Source organism: Arthrobacter sp. 10T425 (genome assembly GCF_056393985.1).
In genome coordinates this window covers 22,820-39,122 of sequence record NZ_JBFTGZ010000022.1, presented here as the reverse complement: position 1 = coordinate 39,122, position 16,303 = coordinate 22,820, and the positions used below count along the sequence as shown (strand labels likewise).

The 16,303-nt window shown below is 68.5% G+C and carries 10 protein-coding genes and 1 riboswitch; of the genes, 4 read left to right on the top strand and 6 right to left on the bottom strand.

Annotated features, from left to right (window positions below; translation table 11 throughout):
* The first annotated feature begins 67 nt into the window (after positions 1–67).
* Positions 68–175: riboswitch (TPP riboswitch) on the top strand.
* On the top strand, positions 171–1,976 hold the full coding sequence (thiC, locus tag AC1DDH_RS19425) for a phosphomethylpyrimidine synthase ThiC (protein WP_476956096.1): 1,806 nt from the start codon (positions 171–173) through the stop codon (positions 1,974–1,976). Its footprint overlaps the riboswitch before it by 5 nt.
* Here thiC and AC1DDH_RS19420 read toward each other — a convergent pair.
* On the bottom strand, positions 1,973–2,707 hold the full coding sequence (locus AC1DDH_RS19420; protein WP_476956095.1) for an alpha/beta fold hydrolase: 735 nt from the start codon (positions 2,705–2,707) through the stop codon (positions 1,973–1,975). The genes thiC and AC1DDH_RS19420 overlap by 4 nt on opposite strands.
* 71 nt (positions 2,708–2,778) lie before the next feature.
* Positions 2,779–4,368, bottom strand: coding sequence for a signal recognition particle protein (gene ffh / locus AC1DDH_RS19415; RefSeq protein WP_223916506.1), 1,590 nt, complete (start codon positions 4,366–4,368; stop codon positions 2,779–2,781).
* Positions 4,369–4,520: 152 nt separating this feature from the next.
* Here ffh and AC1DDH_RS19410 point away from each other — a divergent pair, with 152 nt between their 5' ends.
* On the top strand, positions 4,521–5,909 hold the full coding sequence (locus AC1DDH_RS19410; RefSeq protein WP_476956094.1) for a glucose-6-phosphate dehydrogenase: 1,389 nt from the start codon (positions 4,521–4,523) through the stop codon (positions 5,907–5,909).
* A 201-nt stretch (positions 5,910–6,110) separates the two neighbouring features.
* On the opposite strand, the gene AC1DDH_RS19405 is transcribed toward AC1DDH_RS19410, so the two are convergent.
* Together AC1DDH_RS19405 and AC1DDH_RS19400 are read right to left on the bottom strand one after the other, a co-directional pair.
* Positions 6,111–6,449, bottom strand: coding sequence for a P-II family nitrogen regulator (locus AC1DDH_RS19405; RefSeq protein ID WP_028276847.1), 339 nt, complete (start codon positions 6,447–6,449; stop codon positions 6,111–6,113).
* On the bottom strand, positions 6,446–7,828 hold the full coding sequence (locus AC1DDH_RS19400; RefSeq protein ID WP_476956093.1) for an ammonium transporter: 1,383 nt from the start codon (positions 7,826–7,828) through the stop codon (positions 6,446–6,448). The genes AC1DDH_RS19405 and AC1DDH_RS19400 overlap by 4 nt, the downstream gene beginning before the upstream one ends.
* A gap of 251 nt (positions 7,829–8,079) precedes the next feature.
* Here AC1DDH_RS19400 and AC1DDH_RS19395 point away from each other — a divergent pair, with 251 nt between their 5' ends.
* Positions 8,080–9,330, top strand: coding sequence for an MFS transporter (locus tag AC1DDH_RS19395; RefSeq protein WP_476848955.1), 1,251 nt, complete (start codon positions 8,080–8,082; stop codon positions 9,328–9,330).
* A 161-nt stretch (positions 9,331–9,491) separates the two neighbouring features.
* Positions 9,492–11,198, top strand: a complete 1,707-nt coding sequence (locus AC1DDH_RS19390; protein WP_476932432.1) for a hypothetical protein — start codon at positions 9,492–9,494, stop codon at positions 11,196–11,198.
* A gap of 78 nt (positions 11,199–11,276) precedes the next feature.
* Here AC1DDH_RS19390 and ftsY read toward each other — a convergent pair whose 3' ends face one another.
* Together ftsY and smc are read right to left on the bottom strand one after the other, a co-directional pair.
* Positions 11,277–12,488, bottom strand: coding sequence for a signal recognition particle-docking protein FtsY (gene ftsY / locus AC1DDH_RS19385; RefSeq protein WP_028276845.1), 1,212 nt, complete (start codon positions 12,486–12,488; stop codon positions 11,277–11,279).
* An 88-nt stretch (positions 12,489–12,576) separates the two neighbouring features.
* Positions 12,577–16,221, bottom strand: a complete 3,645-nt coding sequence (gene smc, locus AC1DDH_RS19380) for a chromosome segregation protein SMC (RefSeq protein ID WP_476956092.1) — start codon at positions 16,219–16,221, stop codon at positions 12,577–12,579.
* Between the last annotated feature and the right edge of the window lie 82 nt (positions 16,222–16,303).

Here is a 16,303-nt window from a genome sequence, read left to right as displayed (position 1 = left end):
CTAACACCGCGGCCCGACCGCACTCCGTCACACTCGAGGGCCGGCCGGAGGTGCGTGGTAGTTTCGTCTACGACCACACGGGTGCCCCTGCAGGGGCTGAGATCGGGCTGACGCAGCCTGCGACCGTTGAACCTGTCCGGGTAATGCCGGCGAAGGAAGTGAGCTTTTCCGTGAACACCCAAGTGACACAGCACAGCCCTGTCCAAATTCAGTCCGCAGCCACCACGCAGTCGCTGAAGTCCCACTCGCTGGCCTTCAGCACGGATCCCGAGCATGGCATCCGCGTGCCGGTGACCGAGATCGCCCTGGAACCCTCCCCGGGCGACGTCCGGAACCCGCCGTTCCGGGTGTACCGCACTGCCGGCCCGGGCAGCGATCCGGTCCGCGGGCTGGAGCCGTTCCGCACCCCCTGGATTGAGGCCAGGGCGGACACCGAACCCTACGCCGGCCGCGAACGGGAGCTGCTCGACGACGGCAAATCGGCGGTGCGCCGCGGTGCTGCGTCGGCCGAGTGGCGGGGCGGCCGGCCGGTGCCGCGCCGGGCCGTTGAGGGCAGGACCGTCACGCAGATGCGCTACGCCCGGGACGGTGTCATCACCCAGGAAATGCGGTTCGTCGCGCTGCGCGAGAACTGCGATGTGGAGCTGGTGCGCAGCGAGGTGGCCGCGGGCCGCGCGATCATTCCCAACAACGTCAACCACCCCGAATCCGAGCCGATGATCATCGGCAAGTCGTTCCTGGTGAAAATCAACGCCAATATCGGCAACTCAGCCGTGACCAGCTCCATCGCCGAGGAGGTCGACAAACTCCAGTGGGCCACGCAGTGGGGCGCGGACACCGTCATGGACCTCTCCACCGGGGATGACATCCACACCACGCGCGAGTGGATCATCCGTAATTCCCCCGTCCCCATCGGAACGGTCCCGATCTACCAGGCGCTGGAGAAGGTCAACGGTGAGGCGAACGCCCTGACCTGGGAGATCTTCCGGGACACCGTGATCGAACAGTGCGAGCAGGGCGTGGACTACATGACCATCCACGCGGGCGTGCTGCTGCGGTATGTGCCCCTGACGGCCAACCGGGTCACCGGCATCGTGTCCCGCGGCGGTTCCATCATGGCTGGCTGGTGCCTGGCGCACCACCGGGAGAACTTTCTGTACACCCACTTCGATGAGCTGTGCGAGATCTTCGCACGCTACGACGTCGCGTTCTCGCTGGGCGACGGGCTGCGGCCGGGCGCGACGGCGGATGCCAACGACGCGGCACAGTTCGCCGAACTGGACACCCTGGCCGAGCTCACGCAGCGGGCCTGGGACTTCGACGTGCAGGTCATGGTGGAGGGCCCCGGGCATGTGCCCTTCCACCTCGTCCGGGAAAACGTGGAGCGCCAGCAGGAACTCTGCAAGGGCGCCCCGTTTTACACACTCGGGCCGCTCGTCACGGACATCGCACCGGGCTATGACCACATCACCTCGGCGATCGGCGCCACCGAGATCGCCCGCTACGGCACTGCCATGCTCTGCTACGTCACGCCCAAGGAACACCTCGGGCTGCCGAACAAGGACGATGTGAAGACGGGCGTGATCACTTACAAGATCGCCGCCCATGCCGCGGACCTCGCCAAGGGCCACCCGGGCGCGCACGAACGCGACGATGCCCTGTCCAAGGCAAGGTTCGAGTTCCGCTGGCGGGACCAGTTCGCGCTGTCCCTGGACCCGGTCACGGCCGAGGCCTTCCATGATGAGACGCTTCCCGCGGAGCCGGCCAAGACAGCCCACTTCTGCTCGATGTGCGGCCCGAAGTTCTGCTCCATGCGGATCAGCCAGGACATCCGGGACGAATATGGATCAGCAGATTCGCAGGCGGCCCTAGCGCAGATGGCGGCCGGAATACGGGCGAAGAGCAACGAGTTCCTCGCCTCGGGCGGCAAGGTCTACCTGCCGCAGCCCTCGGTGGGAGAACCCGCAGCTTCCTAGGACGCCCGGGCGTGCTGGTGCCGGCTGACCTCGGCAATGTAGGAGCGGATGGCCCGGTCCCCTTCGGCTGAATCCTGGGGCCGGTGCCCTCCCGGCGCCGTGCGGTGCAGGGCGCCGGTCTCGCGCAGGTAACCGGCAATTTCCTCATACAGCGGTTCCCAGCCGCCGGTCAGGACAAGGGTCGGCACGCCCGGCACGATCTGCAGCGGGGCTTCCCACGGCGGCGCCTGCAGGCGGAGCCGGCGCGCAGCCCGGAGGGCCTCCGGCGTCGTGGCTCCCGGGGCGTCGGCCGCGAACGCGCGGCGGATGAACTCCCGCTGGAAGTCGTCGTCGCTGAGGTTGTACCGGACGTCGAAGAGCGGCTGCATCAGGGCCCGGTGCGCGGCGGTGGCCGGGAGCTCCGCGGTCAGGGACAGGCAGGCCGGTTCCACCAGGGTCAGCGACTGGACGAGGTCGGGCCGCTCGACGGCGGCCATCATCGCCGCGATCGCGCCCTGCGAATGGGCCACCACATGGCCGCCGGCCTCGCCGCGGCCGTCGTCTGCCAGCGAGGCGAGCACGATGGCGGCGTCGGCCGCGAAGTTGGATTCGAGCGGTTCCGCGACGGCGTCAAACCCGTGCCGCCGCAGGAACAGGGCGTCGTAGTCCAGCGCCATTCCGTGCTGTTTTGGCCACGCGGCGGCGCCGAAGCTGCCGTCCCCGTGGACGAAGACTACGCGCTGCTTGAACATTGTCTAACCCTATGGCACTTCAGTGCTGATGCCGCCGGCGACACAGTGCCGGCGGCCGTCAGCACTTGCGGCTACTTGCTGCCGCCGAGGAACTTGTCGAAACCCTTGGGCAGGTTCAGCTGGGACGGATCGAAGTCGCCGCCCTGCTGGCCGAACGACGCGCCGGTGGGCAACGCCTTGGGGCCGGCGGCACGCCGGGCCTCGGCGTCGCGCAGTTCCTGCGCCGCCTTGGCCGGGTTGCCGGAGCGGGCCTTCTTCTTGGGCGCGGACTTGGCTCCCTTGCGGGCACCGCCCCCGCCGCCCATGCCGGGCATCCCCGGCATGCCGGGCATCCCGCCGCCGGCGGCCATCTTCTTCATCATCTTCTGGGCCTGGGCAAAACGTTCCAGCAGTCCGTTGACCTCGGAGACGTGCACGCCGGAACCGCGCGCAATACGGGCCCGGCGGGAGCCGTTGATGATCTTCGGAGCCACGCGCTCGTGCGGGGTCATCGAGCGGACAATGGCCTCGACACGGTCGATCTCGCGCTCGTCGAACTGCTCCAGCTGCTGGCGGATGTTCTGCGCACCCGGCATCATCATGAGCATCTTCTTCATGGAGCCCATGTTGCGGATCTGCTGCATCTGGGCGAGGAAGTCATCGAGGGTGAAGTCTTCCTGGTCGGCGAACTTCTTCGCCATCCGGGCGGCTTCATCCTTGTCCCAGGACTTCTCGGCCTGCTCGATCAGGGTGAGGACGTCACCCATGTCGAGGATGCGCGAGGCCATGCGGTCCGGGTGGAAGAGCTCGAAGTCGTCCACGCCTTCGCCGGTGGAGGCGAACATGACCGGCTTGCCGGTCACCGACGCGACGGAGAGCGCGGCGCCGCCGCGGGCGTCGCCGTCGAGCTTGGAGAGCACGATGCCGGTGAAGTTGACGCCCTCGTCAAAGGCCAGGGCAGTGTTGACGGCGTCCTGGCCGATCATGGAGTCGATCACGAACAGGACTTCGTTCGGGACGATCGCGCGGCGGATCTGGCGCGCCTGCTCCATCATCTCGGCGTCGACGCCGAGACGGCCGGCGGTGTCCACGATCACGACGTCGTGCAGGGTGCGCTTGGCTTCCTCGACGCCGTCACGGGCGACGGCGACGGGGTCTCCGGCAGGGTGGTCCAGTTCGGTGGACGTGGCGCCCGGGTGCGGGGCGAACACGGGTACGCCGGCGCGCTGGCCGACCACCTGCAGCTGGGTGACGGCGTTGGGCCGCTGGAGGTCGCAGGCCACCAGCATGGGGCTGTGGCCCTGGGACTTGAGCCATTTGGCGAGCTTGCCGGCCAGGGTGGTCTTGCCGGCGCCCTGGAGGCCCGCCAGCATGATGATGGTGGGTCCGGTCTTGGCCAGGCGGATCCGGCGGGTCTCGCCGCCGAGGATCTCGACGAGTTCCTCGTTGACGATCTTCACGATCTGCTGGCTCGGGTTCAGCGCCCCGGAGACCTCGGCGCCGAGGGCACGCTCGCGCACGCGGCCGGTGAATTCCCGGACCACGGGCACAGCGACATCGGCGTCCAGGAGGGCACGCCGGATCTCGCGGACTGTGGCGTCAACGTCCGCCTCGGTCAGGCGGCCCTTGCCACGCAGATTCTTGAAGGTTGCTGTCAACCGGTCAGAGAGTGAATTGAACACGCGCCGTGCACTTCTTTCAGTGGATCTACAGGTGGCGGCCGGTGCGGCACGCCAGCGTCGCGACTGGTATTCGCCTGGACGAACCGCCACGACAACAGGACTCGACTATCTAGGGTACCAAGATGCGCCTTCAAGATGGCATGCTGGCGTAGGTGACCAGCCAAACAACTGTAAAAACCCTGCTCATCCTGGGCGCTTCCGGCGATCTCACCGGAAGGCTCCTGTTACCGGGGCTTGCCCGCCTGGTGGCCCGGGGCCGCGCCGACGGCCTCGCCCTGGCGGGAGCGGGATCGGACCCCTGGACGCCGGAGCAGTGGCTTGGCCGGATCGAGGAGTCGTTCGCGGACGAGGACTCCAAGGCCGACGCCCACGGCAAGCGGGAGCTCAAGCGGATCCGCAAGGAGAGCACCTACCACCAGCTCGATGTCACGGCCGAGGGCCAGCTCGCCGGGCTCCTGGCGAAACTGGAGGGGCCTGTGGCTGTCTACTTCGCCCTGCCGCCGCGGGTCAGCCAGCTCGCGTGCGAGGCCCTGGCGCCGGAGGACGTGCCCGCCGGCACCCGGCTGGTCATGGAGAAGCCGTTCGGCTCAGACGAGCAGTCGGCGCGCCACCTGAACAAGACGCTGGCCGCGCTGGTCCCGGAGGACCACATCCACCGCGTGGACCACTTCCTCGGCAAGGCAACGGTCCTGAACATCCTTGGCCTGCGCTTCGCGAACACGTTCCTGGAGCCGGTGTGGAACCGGCAGAACATCGAAAAAATCGAGATCATCTTCGACGAGGACCTCGCCCTCGAAGGCCGCGCCCGCTACTACGACGGCGCCGGGGCGCTCCGTGACATGATCCAAAGCCACCTGCTTCAGATCATGGCCCTCATGGCAATCGAGCCGCCGGCATCCGTGGACGAACGCGATCTCCGCGATGCCGTGGCCACCGTGCTGCGGGCCAGCAGCATCAAGGCCCCCTACCGGCAAAGCAGCCGCCGGGCCCGGTACACGGCGGGTTCGATCAACGGCCGGGACATCCCGGACTACGCCAAGGAGGAGGGCGTGGACGCGTCCAGGGCTACTGAAACCCTCGCCGAGGTGCAGGTGGAGATCGACAACTGGCGCTGGCAGGGCGTGCCGTTCATCCTGCGCTCAGGCAAGGCGCTGGGCCAGAAACGCAAGGAGGCCGTGGTGACCTTCCGGCCGGTGCCGCACCTTCCGAGGGGGTTCACCGGTGTGGACGCCCCCAACCAGCTGAGGATCGGCTTTGGCCCGGACACGCTGCAGTTCGACGTCGACGTGAACGGACCGGGCAATGTCCTGAGCCTGGACCGGGCCACGCTGCAGGCCGAACTGAGCGCCTCCGAACTCCTCCCCTACGGTGAAGTGCTCGAGGGCGTGCTGACCGGGGATCCGCTGCTCTCGGTGCGGGCGGACACGGCCGAAGACTGCTGGCGCATCCTGGCGCCGGTGCTGAAATCGTGGACCGCCGGACATGTCCCGCTGGAGGAATATCCGGCCGGGACCCCGGGGCCGGAGGGCTGGCCGGCCTAGATTCGTCGCGGCAGGGCCAGCGCGGATCCCGCGGCACGCCGGGCCGACACAGCAGCAACGACACAGCACTAACGACACAGCACTAACGACACAAGCAGCAACGACACAGCGGGCCGGATACCTTCCCAGGTATCCGGCCCGCTGTGTCAGTGCCGTGTCAACGCCCTGCCTGTCTCCCGTTCCGGGAGTGGAGCGGGGCAGCTAGATCGCTGCCGAACCACGCTCTCCGGTACGGACCCTGACAGCCTCGAACACATCCATCGTCCAGACTTTGCCGTCGCCGGCCCGGCCGGTGTTGGAACTGGCGATGATGACATCCAGGATGTCGTCCGCCTGTTCGTCGGTGGCCAGGACTTCCACCCGGATCTTTGGCAGCAGGTCCACGTTGTACTCGGCCCCGCGGTACACCTCGGTGTAGCCGCGCTGCCGGCCGTAGCCGCTGGCTGCGCTGACCGTGAGGCCCTGCACACCGTAGGCTTCCAGGCCTTCGCGAATAGCCTCAAGCTTTTCCGGTCGGACGATTGCCGTGATCAGTTTCATGCCCCCACACTTTCCTTGCCCGTTGCGTTCTGCTTGCCGTTGGACGCGGCGTCCACCGGCACTTCGGCGGCTGCGCCTTCCTCCTGCGGCTCGCCGCCCATCGGCTTGCCCGTGATCAGTTCGTGCAGCGGCTGGAAGCTGCCGCCGTGCCCGCCGACGCCGAACTCGTAGGCGGTCTCTGCGTGCAGGCTCAGGTCCACACCGACAACTTCCTGTTCCTGGGAAACCCGGAAGCCCATGAGCTTGTGGATCGGGAAGGCAATGATGAAGGTCATCACGGCGGTGAAGACGATGGCCATCATTGCCGCGAGGGTCTGGGCGACCAGCTGCGTGGTGCCGCCGCCGTAGAACAGGCCCGCGGCGCCCTGGGTCGGGGTGGCCAGGAAGCCGATTGCGACCGTGCCGACAACACCGGAGACGAGGTGTACGCCGACGACGTCGAGCGAGTCGTCGTAGCCGAACTTGAACTTCAGGCCGACGGCGAGCGCCGAAGCCACACCGGCAACGACGCCGAGGGCGATCGCACCCAGCGGGGAGACGTTGGCGCAGGCCGGGGTGATGGCGACCAGGCCGGCGACCACGCCGGACGCGGCACCGAGGGAGGTCGGGTGACCGTCGCGGAAGCGCTCCACGGCGAGCCAGCCGAGCATGGCTGCGGCCGGGGCGGCCAGGGTGTTGATCCAGATCAGGCCGGCCTGCTCCACAGTGGCAGCGGCACCGGCGTTGAAGCCGAACCAGCCGAACCACAGGATTGCGGCACCGAGCATGACGAACGGAATGTTGTGCGGGCGGTGGTTCGGGTCCTTGCCGAAGCCCTTGCGGTTACCGATGATCAGGACCAGAATCAGGCCCGCGACGCCGGCGTTGATGTGGACCACGGTGCCGCCGGCGAAGTCGATGACCGGCGCGAACGTCTGGCCGAACCAGCCATTCGCGGAGAAGAGTCCGCCGCCCCAGACCATGAAGGCCATCGGCGCGTAGACCAGGGTGGCCCAGATGGGGGTGAAGACCACCCATGCGGAGAACTTGGCGCGGTCGGCGACCGCACCGGAGATCAGGGCCACCGTGATGATCGCGAACGTGGCCGCGTAGCCGACCTTGAGCAGGTCGGCCGGTTCGGTGAAGTTGTGCAGGCCGAAGTGGCTGAACGGGTTGGCGAAGATCTGGTAGAAGTTGTCTTCGTTGGTCGTAGCCATCGAAGCGCCCCACAGGATCCACATGATGCCGACGGTTCCAATGGCGACGAAGCTCATCATCATCATGTTCAAAGCCGACTTGGCGCGGGTCATGCCGCCGTAGAAGAATGCCAGGCCCGGGGTCATGAACAGCACGAGTGCCGCGGCGACCAGGAGCCAAACGAGACCTGCGGTGAGTTCCATGGTCTACGTCCTCTCTTGCTATTAGGTGCGGAGTAGTCCGCCGGTCCCAACGCATTTATTTGCGTTCTAGAAAGAGTTTCGCGGGGCCGTGTTTCGCTGGCGGAGGATTTACATTGCCGGGTTGTTACAAGAACCTCCCGGACGTAAATGGTGCATCTCACACTTGTTACGGTTATGTTTCAGCGGATTATTCCCGCACTTGTTGGACCCGCCGCCAGCCGGCACCGCATCTTCCCAAGGACGAACGCATTATGAGCAAGACCTCCCGCCCCGCCGGCGACGCCGCAGCCGAGGTGCCCTCCCGGGCCCCGGGCCGTTCCCGGCTGCCCCGGGACATCAAGGTGATGCTGGTGGCGGCCTTCCTGATTGCGATCGGCTTCGGCCTCGTGGCACCGGTTCTGCCCCAGTTCGCCACCACGTTCGACGTCGGGGCGACCGCCGCGGCCGTGATCGTGAGCATCTTCGCTTTCATGCGGCTCGTCTTCGCACCGGCCGCGGGCACCCTGATCGTGAAGCTGGGCGAACGGCCGGTCTATGTGGCCGGGCTGCTGATCGTCGCGGTGTCCACGGCCGCCTGCGCCTTCGCCCAGAATTACTGGCAGCTGCTGGTCTTCCGCGGCCTCGGCGGGGCTGGCTCGGTGATGTTCACGGTGGCGTCCATGGCGCTCGTGGTCCGCCTCGCGCCGCCGGAAAGCCGCGGCCGGGTCTCCGGGGCCTATGCCTCCGCCTTCCTGATCGGCAACGTCTGCGGCCCAATCGTCGGCGGGATGCTCGCCAGCTTCGGCTTGCGGGTGCCGTTCCTGGCCTACGCGGGGGCCCTGGTGCTGGCCGCCGTCGTGGTGCAGACCCAGCTCAGCCATGTCCCCGCCGCCTCGCGGCAGCCCGGCGCCACGGCCCCTGCGATGGAACTGCGGGACGCGCTGCGGGACAGCGCCTACCGGGCCGGCCTGTTTTCGAGCTTTGCCAACGGCTGGGCCACCTTCGGGGTTCGGATGGCCACAGTGCCGCTCTTCGCCGTCGTTGCGCTCGGCGCCGGTCCGGAATCGGCCGGCTGGGCCCTGGCGGTGTTTGCCGGCGGCAACGCGGTGGCGCTGACGTTTTCCGGCCGGCTCGCGGACAGCCTCGGCCGCAAGCCGCTCCTGCTGGCCGGGCTGCTGGTCACCGGCACCGCCACGGCGGCCATCGGCTTCACCCACCAGCTGCCCTGGTTCCTGCTCGCCTCCGCCTGCGCCGGGATCGGCTCCGGGCTGCTCGGACCGGCCCAGCAGGCCGCCATCGCCGACGTGATCGGCAACGAGCGCTCGGGCGGCCGCGTCCTGGCCGTCTTCCAGATGGCTTCCGACAGCGGCGCAATTGTCGGACCGGTGGTGGCCGGGCTGCTGGCGGACCGGCTGGGCTACGGCTGGGCCTTTGGGGTCACTGGCGGCATCCTGTTGGCCGCCGCCGCAGTGTGGTTGCCGGCCCGCGAAACGTTCCGCCGGCCGGCCCCGGACCGCGCCTGACCTGCGGCGTTGCCGCCGCTGGTCCGCTCCGGGCGGCGCCTCCGCCGGGATCTTGTCCGGGACCGTGCACGGGACGTTGTCCAGGGCCTTCCGGTCAGCGGCGGCCTTCGCCCTTGGCTAAGCTGGGGGCACGTGCCACAAACTTCCGGAGGTAATCCCCCATGGCCAAATTCGACTCTTCCCCCGGGAAAGCCGAAAGCCCCGACCCCGCCCAACCCGCAAACCCCGGTAAGAGTGCGGGCACAAGCGCGGGAAACAGGAAGCGCGCAGGGCTGATCGCCGGCGCCGGAATTATCGCCGTCGCCGCAGCAGTACTGGTTCCCCTCGCCCTCGGAAACCCGACGCCGGCCCCGCCGGCCGCTTCTTCCCCGGCCCAGTCGGCACCGGCGCTCGCCCCTGCCGAGGTGGGCCCGACCGTCACCTATTACGCGCAGCCGGGTCCGCCGGCCGGGTCGCCGCTGGAAAAGGTTGAGCCCCTCAAGGTCGATGTCTCCAGCGACCTCGTGGGCACTTCCCTGAACAAGGGCATGGCGGGAATTTCCCTGGAGGCCACGGATCTGGCCGATCCCGACCTCAGCAGCGACAACGCGTCGATGGTCAAGCTGCTCAAGGAGATCGACCAGCCGGTCCTGCGTTTCGGCGGCAACGCCGTGGACCGGCGTTTCTTCTGGACCTCCACCGGCGAGGCCGTCCCCGCCGACTACAAGGGTGACAAGACGCACCCGGTCAAGGCTGTGGGCCCGGCAGACCTGGTCCGGCTCAAGACCCTGCTGGACGCCGGCGACGCCAGGGTCAGCCTCACAGTGGATCTGGGCCACTACAACCCGGCGCGGGCTGCGGACATGGCCAAAAACGCCTCGGCGATCCTCGGCGACCGGCTGCTGAGCATCACTGTGGGCAATGAGCCCAACGGCTTCGTGTTCAACGATGTGAAGTCCGGCAGCGGCTACAGCCTGGATCAGTACATTCGGGAATTGAAGGACTACGCCAACGCGATCTATGCAGTGGCGCCGAACGTGCCCATCTCCGGCCCGGGCGCCTACGACCAGAAGTGGTGGCAGCCGTTCGTCGATGCGGACCTCCCGCAGAAGAAGATCCTGACGTTCCACCACTACCCGCTCTCCAACTGTGACGGCAGCTTGCCCCAGGACTCGCCTACCTTGGCAAACGCGATGAGCCGAACGATGCACGACCGTGGCGTCAACTACCAGAAGGCGGCCCTCGCGGTGGGTCAGGCCGCCGGCCTGGAAACCTGGATTCCGGAAACCGGGATCTCGGCGTGCCCCGGTTCCAATGAGACCTCCCGCACCCACGCATCTGCGCTCTGGGCGGCAGACTATGCCCTCACCGCCGCCCAACTGGGCATCACCCGAATCGGCTTCCACAGCTCGCTGCTGACCTGCAAGGGCGGCCCGCCCCTGTCCGCCATCTGCAGCGCCGGGGCCTACCCGTTCGGCAACGGCCAGATGTCCGGCCGGGCCAACTTCTTCGGCATCTCCATGGTGGCCGAGCTCGAGGCCGGCAAGTTCATGAAAGTGAACAGCGCCGGAGGCGGCCCGGCGTTCAGCTACGCGCTGCAGAACGCCGACGGCAGCACCAGCGTGGTGATCATCAACGAAAACGACCCCGAAAAGGCCGCGCAGACTTCCGTCACCCTGAACCTTCCGGGCAAACCGGTCACCGGGACCATGACCCAGCTCAGCGGACCCAGCTACGCAGCCGAGGACCAGACCGTGATCGATGGCGCCAAGGCCGAGCCCACGCCCCTCGCCAAGCGCGCCACGGTGCCCGGCTTCGCGTACAAGTCCCAGACGCAGCAGTTCAAGCTGACGGCCGGCACAGTGACGGTCCTGAACTTCAAGTACTAGCCGCTTGAACAAAGAGTGCCCCGGTCCCGTCTGAACTGGCCAGACAGGACCGGGGCACTCTTTTTGTTGCGGTGCGGGCTAGTTCAGCAGCGCATCCACGAAGCCTTCAGCGTCGAACGGCGCGAGGTCGTCGGCGCCTTCGCCCAGGCCGATCAGCTTCACCGGGACTCCGAGGGATTTCTGGATGGCGACGACGATCCCGCCCTTGGCGGTGCCGTCCAGCTTGGTCAGGACGATCCCGGTGATGTTCACGACCTCGGAGAACACCCGGGCCTGGTTGAGTCCGTTCTGGCCGGTGGTGGCGTCCAGGACCAGCAGCACCTCGTCCACCTCGGCCAGCTTTTCGATGACCCGCTTGACCTTGCTGAGCTCGTCCATGAGGCCCACCTTGTTCTGCAGGCGCCCCGCGGTGTCGATCATGACGACGTCGACTTCCTGGTCGATGCCGGCCTTGACGGCCTCGTAGGCCACCGAGGCCGGGTCCGCGCCGTCGATGTCCGACTTCACGGTGGGCACGCCGACGCGCTGGCCCCACGTGGCCAGCTGCTCGGCGGCGGCGGCGCGGAAGGTGTCCGCCGCGCCCAGCAGCACGTCCTTGTCCTCGGCCACGAGCACGCGGGCCAGCTTGCCCACGGTGGTGGTCTTGCCAACGCCGTTGACGCCGACAACCATCATGACGGCGGGCTTGTCGCCGTGGCGCTCGACGTTCAGGCTCCGGTCCATGGTCGGATCCACGAGCTTGATGAGTTCCTCCCGGAGCAGGGCCTTGACGTGCTCAGGGTCCCGGGTGCCCATCACCTTGACGCGTTCGCGGAGCGAGTCCACGAGCTGCATGGTCGGTTCGGTGCCGAGATCGGCCAGCAGCAGGGTTTCCTCGACCTCATCCCAGACGTTTTCATCGATCTTGTCTGCCGAGAGCAGGGCCAGGAGCCCCTTGCCGAGGATGTTGTTGGACTTGACCAGCCGCTCGCGCAGCCGCATCAGCCGCCCGGCCACCGGCAGCGGGGTTTCCACCGGGACGGTTTCCAGCCCGGCTGCGTCGTCCGGAACTTCGAGGGTTGGTTCTTCGAGTTCGACGCCGTCCGGCGAGGTCCGTGCCGGTGCCGGCGCCTGCGCGGGACGGTCCTCCACAAGGGTTCCGGCTCCCGGGGCCTGCACGGGGTCGTTTGCGTCACGCGGGCCGGTGTAGGTCTTGGCGCTCTTCCGGGTCTTCATGAGCACCGGGATCAGCACACCGAGGACCACCAGGACAGCGAAAATGGGCAGAATGATGGGGAGGATATCGTTCACTCCCCTAGCTTCTCACAAACCCCAAATGGGCCGTGGCCAGCGCTTTTGTTGCGCGCGGGCGCCGTCGTGCCGGGACCTGGACGTTTGCCTAGATCTCCGCACTGAGCCGCTGGCTGATCACCGTGGAGACGCCGTCGCCGCGCATTGTGACGCCATAGAGGGCGTCGGCGACTTCCATGGTGCGTTTCTGGTGCGTGATGACGATCAGCTGGCTGGATTCGCGGAGTTCTTCGAAGATGGTGATGAGGCGGCCCAGGTTGGTGTCATCGAGCGCGGCCTCGACCTCGTCCATGACGTAGAAGGGCGAGGGCCGTGCCTTGAAGATGGCCACCAGCAGCGCCACGGCCGTCAGGGAGCGTTCGCCGCCGGAAAGCAGCGAGAGCCGCTTGATTTTCTTGCCGGCCGGGCGGGCTTCGACTTCGATGCCGGTGGTGAGCATGTCGGTGGGGTCGGTCAGGACCAGCCGGCCCTCGCCGCCGGGGAACAGCCGGGCGAAGACGCGGACGAACTGCCGGGAGGTGTCCTCGAAGGCCTCGGCGAAGACCTTCTGGACGCGGTCGTCGACTTCCTTGATGATGTCCAGCAGGTCTTTGCGGCTGGACTTCAGGTCTTCGAGCTGGGTGCTGAGGAACTGGTGGCGCTCCTCAAGCGCGGCGAACTCCTCGAGCGCCAGCGGGTTGACCTTCCCCAGGGCCGCGAGGTCGCGTTCGGCGCGTTTGAGCCGCTTTTCCTGTTCCGCACGGACGAAGGGCTTGCCGTCGGAAATCTCGCGTCCGTCCTGGTCCACCGGGGCGCGCAGTGCGGCCCATTTGTCCGCCGAGTCGCCGGCAGGGACCGGGACGGGCAGGTCCGGTCCGTAGTCGGCCACGAGCTGCCCGGCAGTCAGCCCGAGCTCCTCCACGCTCTTCAGTTCCAGCGCCTCGATCCGCAGCCGCTGCTGCGTGCGGGCGAGCTCGTCGCGGTGCACGGAGTCGGTGAGTTCGGCCAGTTCGCGGGCCAGTGCGTCGTTGCCGCTGCGGACCCCGGCCAGTTCAAGGTCCATGGCGTCCCTGCGTTCCTCGGCGCTGTCCCGCTCGCGGCGGGCCAGCTCGACGGACACGTCGATGAATCCGATGACCTGCTGCACGGCGACGGCGACGGCGGCGGCGCGCCGGGCCTGGAGCCGGCGGCGGCGGGCCCGTTCCGCCGCTTCCTCGCGGGCCCGGCGTTCGGTGGCGGCGGCCCGTTCCAGCGACGCCGCCCGGTTGCGGGTGGCCGTGAGCTGTTCCTCGGCGCTGCGCAGGGCGAGCCTGGCTTCCATTTCGGCCGTGCGGGCCAGCGAGGCGGCCAGTGCCAGGGCATCCCGGTGCTCCGGGGAAGGTTCCTGCTCCGCGGGGGCCTCTGAGGCCGCGGCGAGCCGGGCCGCCACCGCTTCCAGCGCACCTTGTTCGCTGACAATCTGGGCCTCAGCCCTGGCCAGGGACGCGGCCAGCCGATCACTTTCGGCGACGGCGCTGCGCAGCACCGCGTTCAGGTGGCCCAGGCGTTCGGCGACGGCCGCGAGTTTCGCGTCGGAATCGTGGAGTTTCGCGAGGGCCGCGTCGGCACGGTCCCGGGCTTCGGCGCGCCGGGTCCGGGCGGTGGAGAGTGCGAAGCGGTTGCGTTCGAGCGCGGCGGTGACGGCGGCCAGCTTCGACGCGGCGTCGTCGACGGCGGCCTGGACTTCCAGCAGCGACGGCGCCGACGCGGACCCGCCGGTCACGGTCAGCGCCGTGAAGACGTCCCCGGTCCGGGTCACGGCGGTCAGCTCGGGACGCGCGGCGATCAGCTGCGCTGCGGCATCCAGGTCCTCGACGACGGCGACGCCGGCCAGCAGGGCGGGCAGCGGCAGGCCGGCGGCGTCCGGTGCCGCAGCCGACACAAGATCCACCAGATCCACAGCCCAGCGCGCGCCCGCGGGAAGCGTGCTGCCGCCGGTTAATGCATCGGCCGTCAGCGCATCGGCCACCGGCGGCGGGGACCCGGCCGGGGGGCCGGCCAGCAGCAGCGCGGCACGGCCGGCGTCGTCCGCGCGCAGCAGCCGCACGGCAGCGGCGGCCGTCTGCTGGTCCCGGACCACCACGGCGTCGGACGCGCTGCCGAGTGCGGCGGCGACGGCGGCCTCGAATCCTGGATCCACGGTGATCATGGATGCCAGCGATCCCAGGACCCCGTCGGCCAGGTCCCCGGCTGCCGCGCCGAGCACATGCCCGGAGCCGTCTTTGCGGTTCAGGCCCAGCTGGAGGGCATCGCGGCGGGCCATAAGGGCGCCACGTTCCCGCTCGCCTTCGCGCTCGGCCGCCTTCAGGGCGTCAATTTCGGCGATGATGGTTTCGAGGGCCTCGCTCGCGGCCTCGTAATCGGCGTCGAGCGATTCCTCGCCGTCCTCGACCCCTGCGACCTGCGCTTCCAGGGCCGTGAACTCGCTGTGCGCCTGCCGGCGGCGCTCCTCGCCCGCCTTTTGCGATTCGCGGAGGCGGCCGAGCTCGGACTGGGCAGACTCGACGCGGGACCGTGCCGCGCCGACCTGCCCGGCGAGCTTGGCCAGGCCTTCACGCCGGTCCGCGGCGGCGCGGAGCAGGGCCGCGAGCCGCTTGTCCTCGGCGGCGGCGGCCTGTTCGGCGTCGTGTTTGGCGGCTGTCGCGGCGTCCAGGGCCTCGGTGCGGTCCAGGATCTGCCGTTCCAGCCCGGCCTGCTCGTCGCGGACGCGGGCGGCCTGCTGCTCCAGCTGGTCCGGGTCCCGGCCGGTGTCCGGAACCACGTCCGCGGCGCCGAGCAGGCGGCGGCGTTCCTCTGCGAGCGAACCGAGGGAACGGAGCCGTTCGCGCCCGGTGGAAAGCGAATACCAGTTCTCCCGCGCGGCGTTCAGCGCGGGCGTGGCCTCGGCTGCGAGCCCTTCGAGGACGGCCTGGCGCTGCCGCCCGGCCTCGAGGTCGCGTTCGACGACGGCGCGGCGTGCCTTGAGCGCCGATTCATCCGCCACGTCCTGCGCCAGCGCGGACTGCAGCGCAACGAGGTCGTCGGCCAGGAGCCGTGAGCGGGCGTCACGGACCTCGAACTGGACGCTCTGGGCGCGCCGGGCCACCTCGGCCTGTTTGCCCAGCGGGGTCAGCTGCCGCCGGATTTCGCCGGTGAGGTCGCTGAGCCGGGACAAGTTGGCCTGCATGGCTTCGAGTTTGCGGACCGTCTTTTCCTTGCGGCGGCGGTGTTTGAGGATGCCGGCGGCCTCCTCAATGAAGCCGCGCCGGTCCTCGGGGGTGGCGTGCAGGACCTTGTCCAGCTGGCCCTGGCCGACAATCACGTGCATCTCGCGGCCCAGGCCCGAGTCGGAGAGCAGCTCCTGGATATCGAGCAGCCGGCATCCCGCGCCGTTGATGGCGTATTCCGAGCCGCCGGTCCGGAACAGCGTGCGCGAGATCGTGACCTCGCTGTATTCGATCGGGAGGGCGCCGTCGCTGTTATCGATGGTCAGCGAGACGTGCGCCCTCCCCAGGGGCGGCCGGCCCGAGGTGCCGGCGAAGATCACGTCTTCCATCTTGCCGCCGCGGAGGGTCTTGGCTCCCTGTTCGCCCATGACCCACGCCAGCGCGTCCACCACGTTGGATTTGCCCGAGCCGTTGGGGCCCACCACGGCGGTGACGCCCGGTTCGAATTCAAAGGTCGTCGCCGAGGCGAACGACTTGAATCCCCGGACGGTCAAACTTTTCAGGTGCAAGGCGCTTCGGTTCTCCTGGTCGGCGGACTGGTCCGCTGTCCGACGAAAGCATGATTCGGACGGACACGGGGGTTCCGGGGCG